This window comes from Qipengyuania sp. L-5Y (assembly GCF_056859455.1).
Genome location: NZ_JBSXOM010000031.1, coordinates 343,969 through 359,750, shown reverse-complemented (window position 1 = coordinate 359,750; position 15,782 = coordinate 343,969). Strand labels below are relative to the sequence as shown.

The 15,782-nt window shown below is 60.8% G+C and carries 15 protein-coding genes and 1 tRNA gene; 6 read left to right on the top strand and 10 right to left on the bottom strand.

What is annotated here, in order from left to right; all coding sequences use genetic code 11:
* Positions 1-80: 80 nt before the first annotated feature.
* Genes AC13F2_RS12620 through AC13F2_RS12610 form a run of 3 tightly spaced genes read left to right on the top strand, consistent with a single transcriptional unit; the run spans position 81 to position 2,517 of the window.
* Complete coding sequence (locus AC13F2_RS12620) at positions 81-899, top strand: aldo/keto reductase (RefSeq protein ID WP_482965390.1); 819 nt, start codon at positions 81-83, stop codon at positions 897-899.
* A 54-nt stretch (positions 900-953) separates the two neighbouring features.
* Entirely contained in the window at positions 954-1,916 is a 963-nt protein-coding gene (trhO, locus tag AC13F2_RS12615) for an oxygen-dependent tRNA uridine(34) hydroxylase TrhO (RefSeq protein WP_482965389.1), read from the top strand.
* Complete coding sequence (locus AC13F2_RS12610) at positions 1,909-2,517, top strand: glutathione S-transferase (RefSeq protein WP_482965388.1); 609 nt, start codon at positions 1,909-1,911, stop codon at positions 2,515-2,517. Before trhO ends, AC13F2_RS12610 begins: the two co-directional genes overlap by 8 nt.
* Here AC13F2_RS12610 and AC13F2_RS12605 read toward each other — a convergent pair.
* From AC13F2_RS12605 to AC13F2_RS12595, 3 genes are all read right to left on the bottom strand, one after another.
* Positions 2,514-3,626 carry an ATP phosphoribosyltransferase regulatory subunit gene (locus AC13F2_RS12605; protein WP_301642413.1) on the bottom strand — a complete coding sequence of 371 codons (1,113 nt, stop codon included), beginning with the start codon at positions 3,624-3,626 and terminating at the stop codon, positions 2,514-2,516. The two genes, AC13F2_RS12610 and AC13F2_RS12605, sit on opposite strands and share 4 nt — an antisense overlap.
* A 28-nt stretch (positions 3,627-3,654) precedes the next feature.
* Positions 3,655-5,238: a phosphoglycerate dehydrogenase gene (serA, locus tag AC13F2_RS12600; RefSeq protein ID WP_103022610.1), complete on the bottom strand. Its 1,584-nt coding sequence runs from the start codon at positions 5,236-5,238 to the stop codon at positions 3,655-3,657.
* Between the two features lie 94 nt (positions 5,239-5,332).
* The gene (locus tag AC13F2_RS12595) at positions 5,333-6,490 is read right to left on the bottom strand and encodes a phosphoserine transaminase (RefSeq protein ID WP_301642411.1); all 1,158 of its coding nucleotides are present in this window, start codon (positions 6,488-6,490) and stop codon (positions 5,333-5,335) included.
* Positions 6,491-6,664: 174 nt separating this feature from the next.
* Between AC13F2_RS12595 and AC13F2_RS12590 the strand changes: the two genes are divergently transcribed.
* Positions 6,665-7,831 carry a glycosyltransferase family 4 protein gene (locus tag AC13F2_RS12590; RefSeq protein WP_301642410.1) on the top strand — a complete coding sequence of 389 codons (1,167 nt, stop codon included), beginning with the start codon at positions 6,665-6,667 and terminating at the stop codon, positions 7,829-7,831.
* A 1-nt stretch (position 7,832) separates the two neighbouring features.
* Here AC13F2_RS12590 and AC13F2_RS12585 read toward each other — a convergent pair whose 3' ends face one another.
* Positions 7,833-8,255, bottom strand: a complete 423-nt coding sequence (locus AC13F2_RS12585) for a hypothetical protein (protein ID WP_301642409.1) — start codon at positions 8,253-8,255, stop codon at positions 7,833-7,835.
* Between the two features lie 73 nt (positions 8,256-8,328).
* The gene (locus tag AC13F2_RS12580; RefSeq protein WP_482965387.1) at positions 8,329-9,087 is read right to left on the bottom strand and encodes a PadR family transcriptional regulator; all 759 of its coding nucleotides are present in this window, start codon (positions 9,085-9,087) and stop codon (positions 8,329-8,331) included.
* A 97-nt stretch (positions 9,088-9,184) separates the two neighbouring features.
* Here AC13F2_RS12580 and AC13F2_RS12575 point away from each other — a divergent pair, with 97 nt between their 5' ends.
* Together AC13F2_RS12575 and AC13F2_RS12570 are read left to right on the top strand one after the other, a co-directional pair.
* On the top strand, positions 9,185-10,507 hold the full coding sequence (locus tag AC13F2_RS12575; protein WP_482965386.1) for a replication-associated recombination protein A: 1,323 nt from the start codon (positions 9,185-9,187) through the stop codon (positions 10,505-10,507).
* Positions 10,494-11,372, top strand: coding sequence for a hypothetical protein (locus tag AC13F2_RS12570; RefSeq protein ID WP_482965385.1), 879 nt, complete (start codon positions 10,494-10,496; stop codon positions 11,370-11,372). The genes AC13F2_RS12575 and AC13F2_RS12570 overlap by 14 nt, the downstream gene beginning before the upstream one ends.
* A 17-nt stretch (positions 11,373-11,389) precedes the next feature.
* On the opposite strand, the gene AC13F2_RS12565 is transcribed toward AC13F2_RS12570, so the two are convergent.
* From AC13F2_RS12565 to AC13F2_RS12545, 5 genes are all read right to left on the bottom strand, one after another.
* A tRNA-Ala gene (locus AC13F2_RS12565) sits at positions 11,390-11,465 on the bottom strand.
* Positions 11,466-11,551: 86 nt separating this feature from the next.
* A complete protein-coding gene (locus AC13F2_RS12560) occupies positions 11,552-12,451 on the bottom strand; it encodes a hypothetical protein (protein WP_482965384.1) in 900 nt (299 codons plus the stop codon).
* Positions 12,452-12,623: 172 nt separating this feature from the next.
* Positions 12,624-13,364 carry a Bax inhibitor-1/YccA family protein gene (locus AC13F2_RS12555; RefSeq protein WP_103022602.1) on the bottom strand — a complete coding sequence of 247 codons (741 nt, stop codon included), beginning with the start codon at positions 13,362-13,364 and terminating at the stop codon, positions 12,624-12,626.
* Between the two features lie 134 nt (positions 13,365-13,498).
* Positions 13,499-14,002 carry a type III secretion system chaperone family protein gene (locus AC13F2_RS12550; RefSeq protein ID WP_103022601.1) on the bottom strand — a complete coding sequence of 168 codons (504 nt, stop codon included), beginning with the start codon at positions 14,000-14,002 and terminating at the stop codon, positions 13,499-13,501.
* Between the two features lie 147 nt (positions 14,003-14,149).
* Positions 14,150-15,745: a tetratricopeptide repeat protein gene (locus tag AC13F2_RS12545; RefSeq protein ID WP_482965383.1), complete on the bottom strand. Its 1,596-nt coding sequence runs from the start codon at positions 15,743-15,745 to the stop codon at positions 14,150-14,152.
* Between the last annotated feature and the right edge of the window lie 37 nt (positions 15,746-15,782).

The window sequence follows — 15,782 nt, the reverse complement described above, 5'->3', positions numbered from 1 at the left end:
GACCTAGGGGGCCATGGGTTTCCCGTCAAGCCGCGGAAACTTTGCTGCGCTCTACCATTGACTGAACACAAGGAGATTTCATGACAGACTATCCCATGCTCGCCCTGAACGATGGCCGCCAGCTTCCGCAGATCGGCTTCGGCACGTATCAGATAGATAATGACAAAGCCGCAGAAGCTGTGCGGACGGCCGTCGATGTCGGCTATAAAATGGTCGATACGGCAGCCGTTTATCAGAATGAAGACGGCGTCGGTGACGGCCTGACCGAAACTCCGGACATCTTCCTGCAGACGAAAATCTGGAACGCGAGCCAAGGGTACGACAGGACTCTGAAAGCGGCAGAGAAGTGCCTTGCTCGCTTGGGGCGTGATCACGTCGACATGCTGCTCATTCACTGGCCGTGTCCGGAGAAAGGGCTGTTCGTCGAAACGTGGAAAGCATTCATCGAGCTTCGCGATCAGGGAAAAGCCAAATCCATTGGCGTGTCGAACTTCAGGACGGACGATCTGAAGCGGATCGCGGACGATACTGGAGTAACGCCCGCTCTCAATCAGATTGAACTGCATCCGTCCTTTCAGCAACGCGAACTACGCAAGCAGCATAGCGATATGGGTATCGTCACGCAAAGCTGGTCCCCGCTTGGACAAGGTGCGGGAATGGAAAATTCGACAATTGCGAGCATTGCCGAAGAAAGTGGACACTCAGCCAGTGCCGTGATCTTGCGGTGGCATCTGCAGCACGGGCTTTGCCCAATTCCCAAGGCTTCCAGCCGTGACCATATCGAAGCAAACTTCTCAGCGATCTCTTTCACTCTGTCGGATGAACAGATGAAACGGATCGACGCATTGGACGATGCTGATGGCCGGATAGGTCCAGAGCCGAGCAAACTGAACGAGTAAGATTGGAGAAAGCCGGGGATGCAGCCTGCTAAAGAGACTGCTAAAGGCGGCGCCGTGAAAACCAGCCCCCCCCCTCTACCGATCCGCATTGCCGCGCTCTACCAGTTCGCGAGATTTGACGATCCCGCGTCCATCAAGTCCGATTTGTCGGCGTGTATGGAAAAGGCTGGCGTGCGCGGCACTCTGCTTCTGGCCCGTGAAGGGATCAATGGCACCATCGCAGGCTCGGACGAGAGTATCGACGCCGTTCTCGCTCATGTCCGCGCCTTGCCCGGTTGCTCCAACATCGAGGTCAAGGAATCGCGTTCCGACACGATGCCTTTCCATCGCACCAAAGTGCGGCTGAAGAAGGAGATCGTGACAATGGGCCAGCCCGATCTCGATCCGTTGTCCGGAGTGGGTACTTATGTCGATCCCCAAGACTGGAACGCGCTGATCGCCGATCCCGACGTGATTGTGATCGATACTCGCAACGATTACGAAGTGCAGATTGGCACCTTCGAAGGGGCGATCGACCCTGAAACGAAAAGCTTCGGAGAGTTCCCCGATTGGTTCCGAGCCAAGCGGGCGGAGATCGAAGACACGGGTCGCTCACGAAAGATCGCAATGTTCTGCACCGGCGGCATCCGCTGCGAAAAGTCGACCGCCTTCGCTCGTTCCGAAGGGGTAGAGGAAGTCTACCACCTTAAAGGCGGCATTCTGAACTACCTCGAACATGTTCCGGAACAGGAAAGCCTGTGGCGCGGCGAATGCTTCGTCTTCGATGAACGGGTCAGCGTGGGCCATGGTCTCAAGCTTGGCGATCATTCACTATGTCGTGCGTGCAGGCGGCCCTTGAGCAGGGAAGATATGGCGCACGAGCATTTCGTCGAAGGCGTATCGTGCCACCGCTGCCATGGCGAACGCAGCGAAGAACAGCGAGCTCGTTATAGCGAGCGGCACCGACAGGCGACGTTGGCCGACGCGCGCGGACAGGATCATATCGGTCGCAAGGATGAGATCGAAACGGATGACTGAGGTGATCCTCTACAGTTTCCGTCGTTGTCCCTATGCGATGCGCGCACGCATGGCGTTGAGCGTGAGCGGTGCCAGTTACGAACACCGCGAAGTGGTGTTGCGCGACAAGCCGCCCGAGATGCTGGAGGTGTCACCCAAGGGAACGGTCCCTGTTCTGGCCGTGCCGGGTGCCCCGCCTTTGGAAGAAAGCTTGGACATCATGCGCTGGGCCTTGGGACAAAATGATCCGGAAGGCTGGCTCGATCGAAGTGATCTGCACTTGATCGAGACCAATGATGGCCCCTTCAAGCACCATCTGGATCGCTACAAATACGCGACCCGCTATGATGACGTGGACCCTGAAGAGCACCGGGCGGCAGCGTTCGATATCCTCGAGCAACTCGACGAGCGGCTGGCCGGTACCGCCTATTTATGCGGAGCTCGGCGGGGCTTGGCAGACATCGCGATCTTTCCCTTCATCCGTCAGTTTGCAAATGCCGACCGTGCTTGGTTCGACGCGTTGGACCTGCCCGCTCTCCAAAAGTGGCTGGAAGGGCTCCTTGTCTCGGACCTTTTCGCCGGGGTGATGCAGAAACATCCGCAATGGAAGTCAGCGGATTAGAGCGTCCGGGGGGCGTCCCCATTCAGAACATGCGAACATCCCAGCTGCTGCGGGTCGTCGGTCGGTTCAACCGCCGCCACCGTACGCCAGCCGATCGCTCGCAGCCGGGCTGCCGTCCCACGATCATGGCCGAGCGGGAGAAAAAGCTTCTTCCCGTCATCGCCATTCGTGGCACCCAGCGCATCGAGCAAGGGGTCCATGTAGAGTGAAAAGCCTGTCGCAGCTTCTTCGCTCCCGCGAATAGTATAAGTCCCACCTCGCCCAAGCGCGCCGCGCGCTCCGTCGCCATAAAGCGTGAAGCCGAACCAGCTCTGGTATTCGAAACCATGCCGTTCCGTGGGATCGAGCGTTACCCTTGCTCGCTCACCGATCGTCGCCGCAATCGTCCTCAAACCCTCGATCCTGCTGGCCAGCGCGCCGCCCGCATCAAGCGCGGCGAGCTTGTCGATGGCCGTAGCGAAGTCACCGGTGGCATAGAGTAGCGGAATGTAGGCATCGCCGCCCGCTTCGCGCAGACCGCCCGCATCCTTCGTGTCGAGTTCGCGCCGCACCGCTTCGCGCTGGTCCGGTGCCAGTGGCATGGCATCCTGCGCCAGAGCGTCGACCAGATCTGGCAAGGTAAAATCGACCGAGATATTGGTAACGCCCGCAGCCGTGAGCGCGTCGATCGCGACCGAGACGATTTCGCTGGCCGCTGCCACGCTGTCCGTTCCGATCAACTCCGCGCCCAATTGCAACCGCTGGCGTGCCGGATCCAGCTGGCTCGCGCTGAGGAAGGCGACGTCACCTGCATAACAAAGGCGCAAGGGGCGCGGCGCATGTGCCATACCCGTCGCCGCGATACGCCCGATCTGCACCGTGATGTCGCTGCGAAGCGCGAGCGTTCGCAAACTGTCGGGATCGGTAAAACGCACCATCCGGCGCGTAGCCACGCCATCCATGCGGCCGGCCAGCGATTGTTCGAACTCGACCAGTGGAGGGCGGACGCGGTCATAGCCGTGGCCATCCATCGCATCGAGTACTGCGCGCATCGCAGAAGTGATCTTGCGGGCGCGATCCGGCAGAGCGTCTTCGAGACCGACAGGCAGGAGGTCGTCAGCTGTTGTCATAATGACGCGCCCCCTGCCCTATCGTTTGTCAGAACGCCAGCGGCATCACGGTCTTCACGCCTTCCAGCGCGCAGGCCGCCTTTACGACGTCGTCTGGGATCGGCTGGTCGACACTCAGCAGAAGCACCGCTTCCCCTCCTGCCGCGCGGCGGCCAAGGTTGAACGTGCCGATGTTGATGCCGTTCTCGCCCAGAAGAGAACCGATGCGGCCGATGAAACCGGGCGCGTCCTCATTCACGATATAGAGCATATGGCCATCGAGTTCGGCTTCGATCCGGACGCCGAAGATTTCCGTCAGACGCGGCGCATCGGCACCGAACAGCGTACCGGCGACCGAACGGTCGCCAGCCTCGGTGCCCACCGTGACACGCAGCAGGGTGTTATAGGCGCCTTCCTTCTCGTGGCGAATGGACCGTATGTCGAGGCCACGTTCCTTGGCCAGGAAAGGCGCATTGACCATGTTCACCGTGTCCGAATACTGCCGCATCAGGCCGGCCAGAACCGCGCCCTCGATCGGCTTGCCGGAAAGTTCTGCAGCGGCACCCTCGCGCTCGATGCTGATCTTGGTCAGATTTCCATGTGCAAGCTGACCCACGAGACTGCCGAGGTTTTCCGCCAGCTTCATATAGGGTTTTAGCTTGGGCGCTTCTTCGGCGCTCAGCGATGGCATGTTGAGGGCATTGGTAACGCCGCCGCTGACCAGATAATCAGCCATCTGTTCCGCCACCTGCAGCGCGACGTTGACCTGCGCTTCGGTCGTGCTCGCACCAAGATGCGGGGTGCAGATAAAATTGGATTTGCCGAACAGTGGGCTATCCTTGGCCGGCTCCGTCTGGAACACGTCCAGGGCCGCCCCGGCGACCTGCCCACTGTCGAGGGCTTCTGCCAGCGCTGCTTCGTCGATCAACCCACCTCGTGCGCAATTGACGATCCGGACACCGGGCTTCGTTTTCGCAAGATTCTCCTTCGACAGGATATTGCGCGTTTCGTCGGTCAGCGGCGTGTGGAGCGTAATGAAATCCGCCTTGCCGAGCAGCGTATCGAGGTCTGCTTTCTCCACGCCGATTTCTACTGCGCGCTCTTCGGTGAGGAAGGGATCGTAAGCCACGACCTTCATCCGCAGTCCCAAAGCGCGCGCAGCGACGATCGATCCGATATTGCCCGCACCGATAAGGCCCAGCGTCTTGCCAGTAACCTCGACGCCCATGAAGTCGTTCTTGGGCCATTCACCGGCCTGCGTCCGCGCGTTTGCGGCCGGGATCTGGCGCGCAAGTGCGAACATCATGGCGATGGCATGCTCGGCCGTGGTGATCGAATTGCCGAAAGGCGTGTTCATCACCACCACGCCCTTGGCGCTGGCGGCGGGAATATCGACATTGTCGACCCCGATGCCTGCACGCCCGACAACCTTCAGATTGTCCGCGGCATCGATGATATCCTTGGTAACCTTGGTGGCCGAACGGATGGCGAGGCCATCATACTGGCCGATGACCGCCTTCAGTTCATCGGGCGTCATGCCCGGCTTCACATCGACGTCGCAGCCACGTTCTTCGAAAATGCGGGCGGCGTTCGGGTCCATCTTGTCCGAAATGAGGACTTTGGGCTTGCTCATGACAGATACTCCTGTCGTTGCCCCCGGCCATGAGGCCGGGTCATGAATTGGAAATAGGGCTGGTGGCGGCAGGGGGTCCCTGCCACCAACCGGATCAACCGTTTTTGACCTGCTCGTAGGCCCACTCGATCCACGGCAGCAGGCGCTTGAGGTCTTCCTGCTCGACCGTGCCGCCGCACCAGATGCGCAGGGACGGCGGGGCATCGCGATAGCCGTTGAAGTCGTACCCGACGTCGCGGTCTTCCAGCAGTTTGACGATCTTTTTCGGAACGCCAGCCTTATCCTCTTCGGAGAGACTGTCGTACCAGTCGCCCTGGAAGACGAAGCAAACGCCGGTATTGGTCTGCTTGGCCGGATCGGCGACCATATTGCGCAGCCACGGCGTCGCCTCGATCCAGTCCTTGACCAGCTTCGCATTGGCATCGGCCCGCTCGAACATTGCCTTGCGGCCGCCGATCGACTGCGCCCATTCGAGTGCGTCGATGTAATCCTCGGTCGCGAGCATCGATGGCGTATTGATCGTCGCGCCTTCGAAGATGCCGGTGTTGATCTTTCCGCCCTTCTTGAGACGGAAGAGCTTGGGCAGCGGCCATTCGGGATCGTATTCCTCGATCCGGGCCACGGCCTTGGGGCTGAGGATCAGCATGCCGTGCTGGGCTTCCGAGCCCATCACCTTCTGCCAGCTGTAGGTGGTGGCATCGAGCTTCGCCCAGTCCATCTCCATTGCGAAGATGGCGCTGGTGGCATCGTTGATCGTCACGCCTTCGCGATCCTTCGCGAGCCAGTCCGTGTCCGGTATCTTCGCACCCGAAGTGGTCCCGTTCCAGGTAAAGACGACGTCGTTATCCTGCGGGATGGATGCTAGGTCCGGGATCTCGCCGTAATCGGCATCCAGCGTGGTCAGCTTGGGCAGCTTGAGCTGCTTGACCGCGTCTTGGATCCAGACGTTGCCGAAGCTTTCCCATGCCGCGACAGTCGCCCGGCGATCGGGCTTCAGCATCGTCCACATTGCGCATTCCAGCGCCCCGGTGTCCGAGGCAGGCATGATGCCGACCAGATAGTCTTCGGGAACGCCCAGCATTTCCTTGGACAGGTCGATGGCATGTTTCAGCCGTGACTTGCCAAGCGCGCTGCGATGCGAGCGGCCGAGCGATTCGGTTTTGAGATTGGCGGCAGACCAGCCCTTGTGCTTGGCGGTCGGTCCGGACGAAAAGAAAGGGCGCTCGGGTTTGAGCGTCGGTTCGGCAGTCATGTATTCTCTCCTTGCAGAGAGCTCGCGCGGCGTTGGGACCGCGTGGCCCGTCGGCGGCAATATAGTTGCGCGTGAGCAAGTCAATGCGAAATGCTGGACAAGCGGCAAACCGGGTCTGTGTATCGACAAGCGACCACTCGCCAAAACCCTCGTGCCGGACTATGGCCGCCCGCAATGGACGTGACCGATCTTCGCATCGCGCTGTTTAGCGGAAACTACAATTATACCCGCGACGGCTGCAATCAGGCGCTCAATCGCCTCGCCGACTACCTGCTGCGGCAGGGAGCGGCCTTGCGAGTGTATTCGCCGGTAGTGGAAAAGCCGGATTTCCCTCCGACGGGCGATCTGGTGGACGTGCCGAATATGCGGATGCCGGTGCCCCGTCGGGGGGAATACCGCCTCGGCCTGCCTCTCGATTCAAAAGCGCGAGCGGACTTGGCGGCCTTCGCTCCCAATATGGTGCATCTTTCCGCTCCCGATTTTACCGGCCATTCGGCGTTGAAGTGGGCGCGCAAGCGGGACATTCCCGTTCTCGCATCGGTGCATACCCGGTTCGAAACCTATCCGCGTTATTACAACGTCGGGTTCCTGGAGCCAGTGGTCGAATCCTTCCTCCGTCGCTTCTACCACCGTTGCGATGCTCTGGTTGCGCCTTCGCAGAGCCAGATCGAAGAGCTCAAGGCGCAGGACATGCACGACGACATTTCCCTTTGGTCGCGCGGCGTGGATCGGACCGTATTCGATCCGTCGAAGCGCGATCTGGAATGGAGAAGAGCAAATGGCCTCGCCGACGATGATGTGGCCATCGTGTTCCTTGGCCGACTTGTGATGGAAAAAGGTCTCGACGTTTTCGCCGAGACCATTGTCCAGTTACGCAGGCGCCAGATACCTCACAAGGTATTGGTCATTGGCGATGGTCCCGCTCGCAGCTGGTTCGAAAAGGCTTTGCCCGGGGGAACCTTCGTCGGTTTCAGAACCGGGGCCGATCTCAGCCGGGCGCTCGCCAGCGGAGACATTTTCTTCAATCCCTCGATTACCGAGACCTTCGGCAATGTCACTCTGGAAGCCATGGCCAGCGGTCTGCCGGTCGTTGCGGCTGGGGCGACAGGCGCGGCCAGTCTCGTGAACGATGGCGAGACCGGACGACTCGTTGAGCCTGACAAGCCCGATGCCTTCGCGCAAGCCTGTGCGGAAGCACTTGCCCCCTACTGCATGGATGACGCCTTGCGCCTCGAACATGGCGCGAATGGCGAAAAAGCCTCTCGCGCCTATTCCTGGGACGCCATCAATCAATCTGTCGTCGACACATACCTTCGCTTGCAAAAGCAGCGCGGACGCTGATCTAGGTGAGGACGCCCTGCGCGCGCATCCTGATCGCGTACCACAAGGTGAAAAACGTGATGATCCAGATTGCCGCGTCGAGCGCCGGATTGTTCATGTCTTCCGGCAGATCGATTACGACGCGCTGAAAATATGTCGTCCCAACCAGGCCGACAATCGAAATTACCAGCGAATGAATCGCAAATCTCGACCGGGCCAGAAGCAGGATCGAACCTAGAAACGCCCCCCAGACGCCCAGTGCCCAGAAGCCGGTCGCCCAAGCCGGAAAAGTATCGAAATAGGCGATCTGGCTGGACGACATTCCCAATGCGTCAAGCTGCCCCAGTTCGGTCATCAGGTAACTTGTGATCCCAAGCCCGTTCCAAAGTAGCGTGACTATGCCGACTGCCCACAAGTGCCACGGCGTCGTGATGGATGTATTCATGACTGAACCCTCCCCTCGCGACCCGGTGCAGCAGAATATCACGTGCGGCACCGGGAGCAAAGAGAGACGCCGGTCAGAGGCGTTCGATCTTCTTGGCGAGGTCGTCGACCAGATCGACGATTTCGCGCATCGTCTCTTCATCTAACTTGCCCGACCGTGCACGATTTTTCAGCACGGTCGCCAGATTCCCGATCGCGCGGAACATTTCCGGCGTCGCAAAGGCCTTCCCCGATTTGGCGCGCCGCTCCCGCTGCCCGTCGATGCGCTCGATCAGTCCATCGGTCTCGTCTTTCCTGTCGGTCAACTCGCCGCGGCCCTTTTCTGTGGCGCGGTAGGCCTTGCGCGGTTCGTCGCCTTCGACCTCGCGGATAAGTCCCTCGTCTTCGAGCAGCGACAGGGTGGGATAGACCGTGCCGGGACTCGGCGAATAGCTGCCGCCTGTCATATCTTCGACCGCCTTGATCAGCTCGTAACCATGACGCGGCTCCTGTGCGATCAGGTGTAGAAGCAGCAACCGCAACTCTCCGGGAGCAAACATGCGCCGCCCGCGTGTACGCTGCTTCTTGTCCCGGCGGTGGCCGGTTGAGAATGGGCCACCCGCGCCGAACGGCCCACTGGGTCCGAACGGTCCGTCGGGCCCGAAGGGACCTTTCGGACCGAAGATGCCGTCGGGCCCGAAAAAGCTATTCGTACTGAACGACTTCCTGAACCTTCCATCCCGATCATCGTCGGCATCAATGTCTATTTCGACATCCACATCGAAGTCACGGCCCTCGGGATATTCGGGAATATGTCCTTCATCGGGTTCATCTCTGCGCTTGTCATTAGTCATATCGAGTCTCCTATAAGATATGCCTACGATATATCTTATGAAGCTCCCGTAAGAGAGTCATGCAAAACTCGGATGAAGACACTATGTCAGTCGACCAATGGCCGACCTGTTTCCCGATAGCCTTCCCGCCCCCACACCGGACGATGCTCCGCGCGAAGATGCGCCGCTGGCCGATCGCCTGCGCCCGCGCTCGCTCGACGAGGTAGTCGGTCAACACCATCTGACTGGTCCCGAAGGCGCGATCGGGCGGATGGTCGCGGCAGGGCGTCTTTCCAGTATGATCCTGTGGGGCCCGCCCGGGACGGGCAAGACGACTATTGCCCGGCTACTCGCGGACAGCGTCGGTATGCGCTTCGAAAGCGTCAGCGCGGTCTTTAGCGGTGTCGCCGATCTGAAGAAGGCTTTCGCCGCCGCAGACAAGGCCGCCGAGGCGGGCCAACGCACGCTGCTGTTTGTGGACGAGATTCACCGTTTCAACCGCGCGCAGCAGGACGGCTTCCTGCCATTCGTCGAACGCGGCACCGTTACACTGGTCGGCGCGACCACCGAAAATCCCAGCTTCGCACTCAACGCAGCGTTGCTCAGCCGCGCGCAGGTGCTGATACTGCAACGGCTCGACCACGAAGCGCTCGGCACGTTGCTCGACAAGGCTGAAGAGTTGGAAGGCGCTCTTCCTCTCTCGGCTGAGGCGCGCGATGCTCTCGTCGCCAGCGCCGACGGTGACGGCCGCTTTCTGCTCAACCAAGCGGAAACGCTATACAATGCGAAGATCGAAGAACCGCTAGACCCCGCGGCGCTCGGCCAGTTTCTGCAGCGGCGCGTCGCAGTTTACGACAAGGATCGCGAAGGTCACTACAACCTCATTTCCGCGCTTCACAAGGCGGTGCGCGGCAGCGACGTCCAGGCAAGCCTCTACTACCTCGCCCGGATGCTGACTGCCGGGGAAGAGCCGCGCTTTCTCGCGCGCCGCTTCATCCGGATGGCGGTCGAGGATATCGGCATGGCCGATCCGCAGGCGCTGGTCCAGTGCATGGCAGCCAAAGACGCGTTTGAATTTCTCGGCAGTCCGGAAGGCGAGCTCGCGCTGGTTCAGGCTTGCATCTATCTTGCCACGGCGCCCAAATCGAACGCGGTCTATAAGGCTCAGAAGGCCTCCTTCAAATCCGCGCGAGAGACGGGCAGCCTGATGCCGCCGCAGAACATCCTGAATGCCCCTACCAAGCTGATGAAGGACATCGGCTATGGTTCAGGCTACACCTACGATCACGACGCGCAGGAAGGCTTCTCGGGCGACAATTACTGGCCCGATGAAATGGAACCCCAGCACTATTATCAACCCGTCGAACGCGGGTTCGAGCGCGAGGTAAAGAAGCGGCTCGACTATTGGGAGAAGCTACGGCGCGATCGTGGCGAGGTTTAGTCATTTTCTCGCCATCGACTGGTCCGGTGCGAGGGGGCCTGTTCAGAAAGGCATAGCGCTCGCGCTGTCGCACGCCGACGGCGGGCCGCCGGTTCTGGTTGAACCCGGCCGCGGGTGGTCGCGCGAAGACGTCCTCGCCCTTCTTCGCAACGATTTGCCGGACGATACGCTGGTCGGCCTGGATCTGGGCATCGCGCTGCCCTTTGCCGATTGCGGTGCCTATTTTCCCGGCCGCGGTTCGGCCCTGCCCGATGCACCGTCGCTATGGGCGCTGATCGACGACATCTGTGCAGGCGATTCCAATCTGGGAGCCCAGTCTTTCGTCGACCACCCCGAATTCAAACCGTACTTTCGCGACGGCGTTCATACCGGAATGCATTTCGGGTGCGATGGGGCGGCGCATGGCCGCGGGCGCTTCCGCGTCACCGAACATGCGCAGGCGGATATGGGATGCAAACCCTATTCAAACTTGAACCTCGTCGGCGCCGCACAGGTCGGCAAGTCGAGCCTCACCGGTATGCGCATGCTGCACAGACTTCGCGGCCATCTTCCGGTGTGGCCGATAGATAGCCTGCCTTCGAACGGTTCGGTTGTTGTGGAAATCTACACCAGCCTTGCCGCGCTGGAGGCCGGGCGCAGCGCGTCAAAGGCCAAGATGCGCAGTTTCGAGGCTCTGAATGAAGCATTGGCATCGCTGGGCAGCGCCCAGGTCGCAGGCACCGGGCCGATCGACGATCACTCGTCAGACGCTCTGTTGACGGCCGCATGGCTGCGCAAGGCAGGCAATGACAGCGCGCGATGGAAGCCCGCCAGTCTTACCCCGGACCTAGCCCGAACCGAAGGCTGGACCTTCGGCGCGATCTGACACTCTGGCGGATTTCCTGGTGGAGCCGAGCGGGATCGAACCGCTGACCTCGTCATTGCGAACGACGCGCTCTCCCAACTGAGCTACGGCCCCGTTCCAGGTTTGCGGCACCGCGACATAAAGCGATGCTAGACGCGCCGTCTAGCGGATGACGGCGCGCCTGAAAAGCATCGTTGAGATCAGTTCTGCGGCGTGTCGTCGTCACCCGCATCATTGGGAATGGGCTGCACGATCGGCACGGAAGACCGCGTTTCGTCGACCGGTGCCACCGGTATCTGCGCTCCGGTATCCGGATCGATAACCTTGGTTTCGGCCACAGGGGCCGCGCTTAGCGTAGAGGGATCGGCCCCGGGCTGCGGCCGGTCGAACGCCCGTGCGTTCTTGACGGCAACATAACCAGGCTGCGAGGCACCGTAACGCTCGCCATATTTCGCATCCCAGGCAGCGGCTTCTTTCTCATACTGCTCGTACGCCACGAAGAAGCGTTCGAACGGCCCTTCGAGCGCTGCGAAATTCGCCAGGGCAAAGGCCTGCGCATCCAGATCTTCGGCTGCCGCATATTGCTGGGAAATGCCCAGCGCCGTGCGACAGAGATCCGCGCGTGCGGGTGGCAGGGCGAAATAGTTGTAGACCATCGTCATCTGGCCTTCGCGAGCCTGAATGGCGGGACGGCCCTTGCCATATTCCTTGCGGTACTGGGCATCGATGCGGTCGTTGACCTGCTTCAGCGTCCGCGCGTGATCCTTTATATAGCTGCTGTAGCTATCGAGTACGGTTTGATACTGCGGATCGAGGCAGTTCAGCGCCGCAACGTTCCAAGCCGACCGGAAATGCCAGACCTTCTCGTCGTCCGAAATGCCGAGATTAACCGTCTCGCGCATGCCCAGCGCGTTCACCTGCGGAATATCCATGACATAGGACGCCTGGCTCGGCGGCAGCGGCCTGATGGGCACTGCTTCGACCGGCGGCGGAGGCGGCGGTGGGGGCGGTGGAGGAGGAGGCGTGGCGCAGGCAGCCAGAGCGGATATTCCGACAGCCACGGCTGTCATACGAATGGTGATATTTGAACCGCGGCTCATGGCGCGCTGACCCTCCTCGATAAAGCTGACATTCACCCTGCGCCGTCACGCCTTGACGGGGGATGAAGCGGTTCTTTCCGTAGACGGTTGTTCGACCAAAGAAAATGCCCGGAGTGTCGATTACACCCCGGGCACGTTCAAGCGATTCCTGTGTGCGACGAGTAGGTTAACTCTATTCGCGGTTGCCCATGAACTGCAGCAGGAACATGAACATGTTGATGAAATCGAGGTACAGGCTCAGCGCGCCCATGATGATCGCCTTGCCGGCGAATTCGGTACCGCGCAGATACTGATATTCCATCTTCAGGCGCTGCGTATCGTAAGCCGTAAGACCCGCGAAGATCAGCACGCCGATGAAGCTGATTGCCATCGCCATCGTGTTCGACTGCAGGAAGATATTGATCACCATCGCAATCAGCAGGCCGATCACACCCATCACGAGAAAGGTGCCAAAGCCCTGAAGGTTCTTCTTCGTGGTATAGCCGTACAGGCTGAGACCGGCGAAGGCACCCGCGGTCGCAAAGAAGGTGGCGGCGATCGATTCACCCGTAAAGCGCAGGAAAATCGTGGACATGGACAGACCCATGACGATCGCGAACGACCAGAACAGAATCTGCAGCGTTCCCTTGCTCATCTTGTTTAGGCCGAAGCTCATGGCCAGAACGAAGCCGAGCGGTGCGAGTGCGACGATCCACATCAGCGGCCCGCTGGCGAAGGACACTGCCAGCCCGCTTTGCGCGGCCAGCAAGGCCACGACGCCGGTCAGCAAAACGCCCGAAGTCATGTAGTTGTAGATCGACAGCATGTGCTTGCGCAGCCCAGCGTCGAAGGTCTCCTGCCTGGCAACGGCGTCGCCAGCGCGCGGCACCGAGCCGAAGCCCTGCCTCTGGTCGGTGTCGTTCCAATTGGCCATCTGTTTAAAACTCCTTCTGGCAGAGCGGAAATACGCCCTACTCCTCAACGGGAATATCGACATTTAGCTCCCCGATTTCAAGCGAAACCGGACATTCCAGTCTTAATACCGGTTAACGGTCACGAGGAATATTCTCAGGCTTCGCCTGCCGCATCCACCATGGCATCTTCCAGCGCCTCTTCCGGCGTCCGCCCGCCCCATAGAATGAACTGAAACGCGGGGTAGAACCGGTCACATTCGTCGACCGCAATTTCCACCAGCGCCTGCGCCTGGCCCAGGCTCAGCAGTCCGTCATCTCCCAGCATGGTGCCGTTCCGATACAGCAGCACCCCGCCGTTGGACCAGATGTCGAAATGTCCCAGCCACATCTGTTCGTTGACCAGCGACACCAGTTCATGCGCCGACGCCATCTTGTCCTTGGAAATGCGAATGTCCGGCAGGCACAGGATCTGCAGGACCATGTCGTCGGGTCGCCAGATTCCGCGCAGCTGATATTTGGTCCAGCTTCCCTGGATTTCGCCGCTCATTTCGGTTTGCGTCGATTCGCAGGGCCAGCCCCGGGCCTCGAACAAGGCGATGAGCATTTCGAGAGGAGCCGCGCCCTGGTCTACCTCGTAGCGTTCTTCCGACGGTCTCATCGAAACTGTTCCATCCAAGTCATGACGGGTGGATGCAGAAGCGATGGGCACCTTGGCAATGGAACCGGGCGTCGACGCTGGGGAGAACCGTTAAGGCCTGTGCAAAGCCTGTGAACAAATCTTCGCGCGGCCCCTGCCGCGCCCGTGTCACAGCTTTTCGATCGCTTCGCCGGCCGCGCTGGTAAACGTAAAGGAATCGACCCCCAACTCCTTGAGTTCCTTCACCATTTCACGGGCCTTGGCAGCACTGTCATAGGGACCGGATAAGAGGCGGTTCGCTTCGCCCCACGGGGTCACGAACGGCCCTTTGCCCTCGAGCTTGCCTTCCGCCTTGCGTGAAATGCGCCGCCAGTCGAACCCCAGGGCATCGGTATCCTTGCCAGTGGCAACCTGAACCCAATGTCGCGAAGGATGCGCGGGCGGCGGTGGTGGCTTGGGTTCGTCCCGCTCACGCGGGATCTTGATCTTGGTGATGTCGACCGCACCGTTTGCCGCAGGCACCCTGCTTTCGGGCGCCAGCGAGAAGCTGCTGAAAGCCTCTTCGACCGAAGCGAGATCGGGCTCCTCCTGCGCGGATGGCAAGGGCGAAGCGGATTGCGAATTGGGGAACGCCCCGGCCTCGCCTGTACGCGCCAAACCAGCCGCCTCTCCCGTTGCGCGGGGCGGATCACGTTCGGTTACCGTCGTCGCAAGCGAAGGCCGCTGTCCGCTCAGCGCTGCTGTTGCCGGTTGCGGCGAAAGTGCAGCAGGCAATTCACCCGTCGGCGTTGCGGTGGGCGCAGGACCTGGCGTCGGTGTGGGTGCCGGTGAAGGCACGAACCTTGGCGTCGGTGTCGGTGTCGGCGTGGGCGTGGACGCAGGCGCCGTAAGTGAGGCCGTCGCCGGACGCATATCGGCCTGCGCCACTCTGGCCGGTTGCGGCGCAGGCTGCGCCGTTTGTGCCGATGTACCGGAATAGTTCGCGATACGCCTGTCGTCCGTGCCGATGGCAGCAGCGCGCGGGAATATGCCGAGATTGCCTGCCGCAGCCTGCTGGGCCTTGGTAAGGCGCGGCATATACTCAAAATAGGCCGCCATTCGCGCCCCCATGCCGGATGACAGCATGGTGTTCGCGATTTCCTTCGCTTCGCGCGCCTTGCCCATGATCGCCAGGCCGAAAGCACGTGTGCGATATGCGGATACGTCGCGTTTTTGGAGCAGCGGCAGCAAGGTCGCCTCGAATCCCTCGCGATCGCCGGAAATTGCCTGGCTCAAGGCAAGGCGCCGAGTGATCTCGTCGCCCGCACCATTGGCCAGCGCGACGCGATAAAGCTGCTGCGCACTGGCTGCATCGCCCACAAGATCGAAAGCGAGTCCACGGTCTTCGGCCATCTGCGCCGTCGTCACGCCCGCTTGTTCGGCTTCTGCGAAGAGCCGCAAGGCTTCGACCGGTCTGCGCGAGCGAGTATAGGCTTTCGCCAGTCCCAGCTTCATTCGCGCATTGTTGGGCGACAGATCGTTGGCACGGCCGAAGAAGCCGATTGCAGCTTCTATGTCCCCCAACTCCAGCGACGCCTCGCCCGCATCGAGCAGGGCGGACACGTCCGTGGCGTCCCGCGCAAGGCGGGACAGCGCATCACCCAGCCGACCTTCGGCAGGCGCCGGAAGCGGCTGGACGATCTCGCGCTGAGCGGACACGCGCTCTGACTGCGCTGCCAATGCCAGCAGCGCCACAGCAGCACCGAATTGCCCTTTCGAAATCATGTCCTGTCCTTGGCAGCCCGGGCGTTAACCAGCGCTG

What these genes read in the sequence shown, in the direction of transcription:
- AC13F2_RS12620 (WP_482965390.1), top strand. Translation starts at nt 81, where the DNA reads ATGACAGACTATCCCATGCTCGCCCTGAACGATGGCCGCCAGCTTCCG.
- AC13F2_RS12610 (WP_482965388.1), top strand. Translation starts at nt 1,909, where the DNA reads ATGACTGAGGTGATCCTCTACAGTTTCCGTCGTTGTCCCTATGCGATG.
- AC13F2_RS12605 (WP_301642413.1), bottom strand. Translation starts at nt 3,626, where the DNA reads ATGACAACAGCTGACGACCTCCTGCCTGTCGGTCTCGAAGACGCTCTG.
- serA (WP_103022610.1), bottom strand. Translation starts at nt 5,238, where the DNA reads ATGAGCAAGCCCAAAGTCCTCATTTCGGACAAGATGGACCCGAACGCC.
- AC13F2_RS12595 (WP_301642411.1), bottom strand. Translation starts at nt 6,490, where the DNA reads ATGACTGCCGAACCGACGCTCAAACCCGAGCGCCCTTTCTTTTCGTCC.
- AC13F2_RS12590 (WP_301642410.1), top strand. Translation starts at nt 6,665, where the DNA reads ATGGACGTGACCGATCTTCGCATCGCGCTGTTTAGCGGAAACTACAAT.
- AC13F2_RS12585 (WP_301642409.1), bottom strand. Translation starts at nt 8,255, where the DNA reads ATGAATACATCCATCACGACGCCGTGGCACTTGTGGGCAGTCGGCATA.
- AC13F2_RS12580 (WP_482965387.1), bottom strand. Translation starts at nt 9,087, where the DNA reads ATGACTAATGACAAGCGCAGAGATGAACCCGATGAAGGACATATTCCC.
- AC13F2_RS12575 (WP_482965386.1), top strand. Translation starts at nt 9,185, where the DNA reads ATGGCCGACCTGTTTCCCGATAGCCTTCCCGCCCCCACACCGGACGAT.
- AC13F2_RS12560 (WP_482965384.1), bottom strand. Translation starts at nt 12,451, where the DNA reads ATGAGCCGCGGTTCAAATATCACCATTCGTATGACAGCCGTGGCTGTC.
- AC13F2_RS12555 (WP_103022602.1), bottom strand. Translation starts at nt 13,364, where the DNA reads ATGGCCAATTGGAACGACACCGACCAGAGGCAGGGCTTCGGCTCGGTG.
- AC13F2_RS12550 (WP_103022601.1), bottom strand. Translation starts at nt 14,002, where the DNA reads ATGAGACCGTCGGAAGAACGCTACGAGGTAGACCAGGGCGCGGCTCCT.
- AC13F2_RS12545 (WP_482965383.1), bottom strand. Translation starts at nt 15,745, where the DNA reads ATGATTTCGAAAGGGCAATTCGGTGCTGCTGTGGCGCTGCTGGCATTG.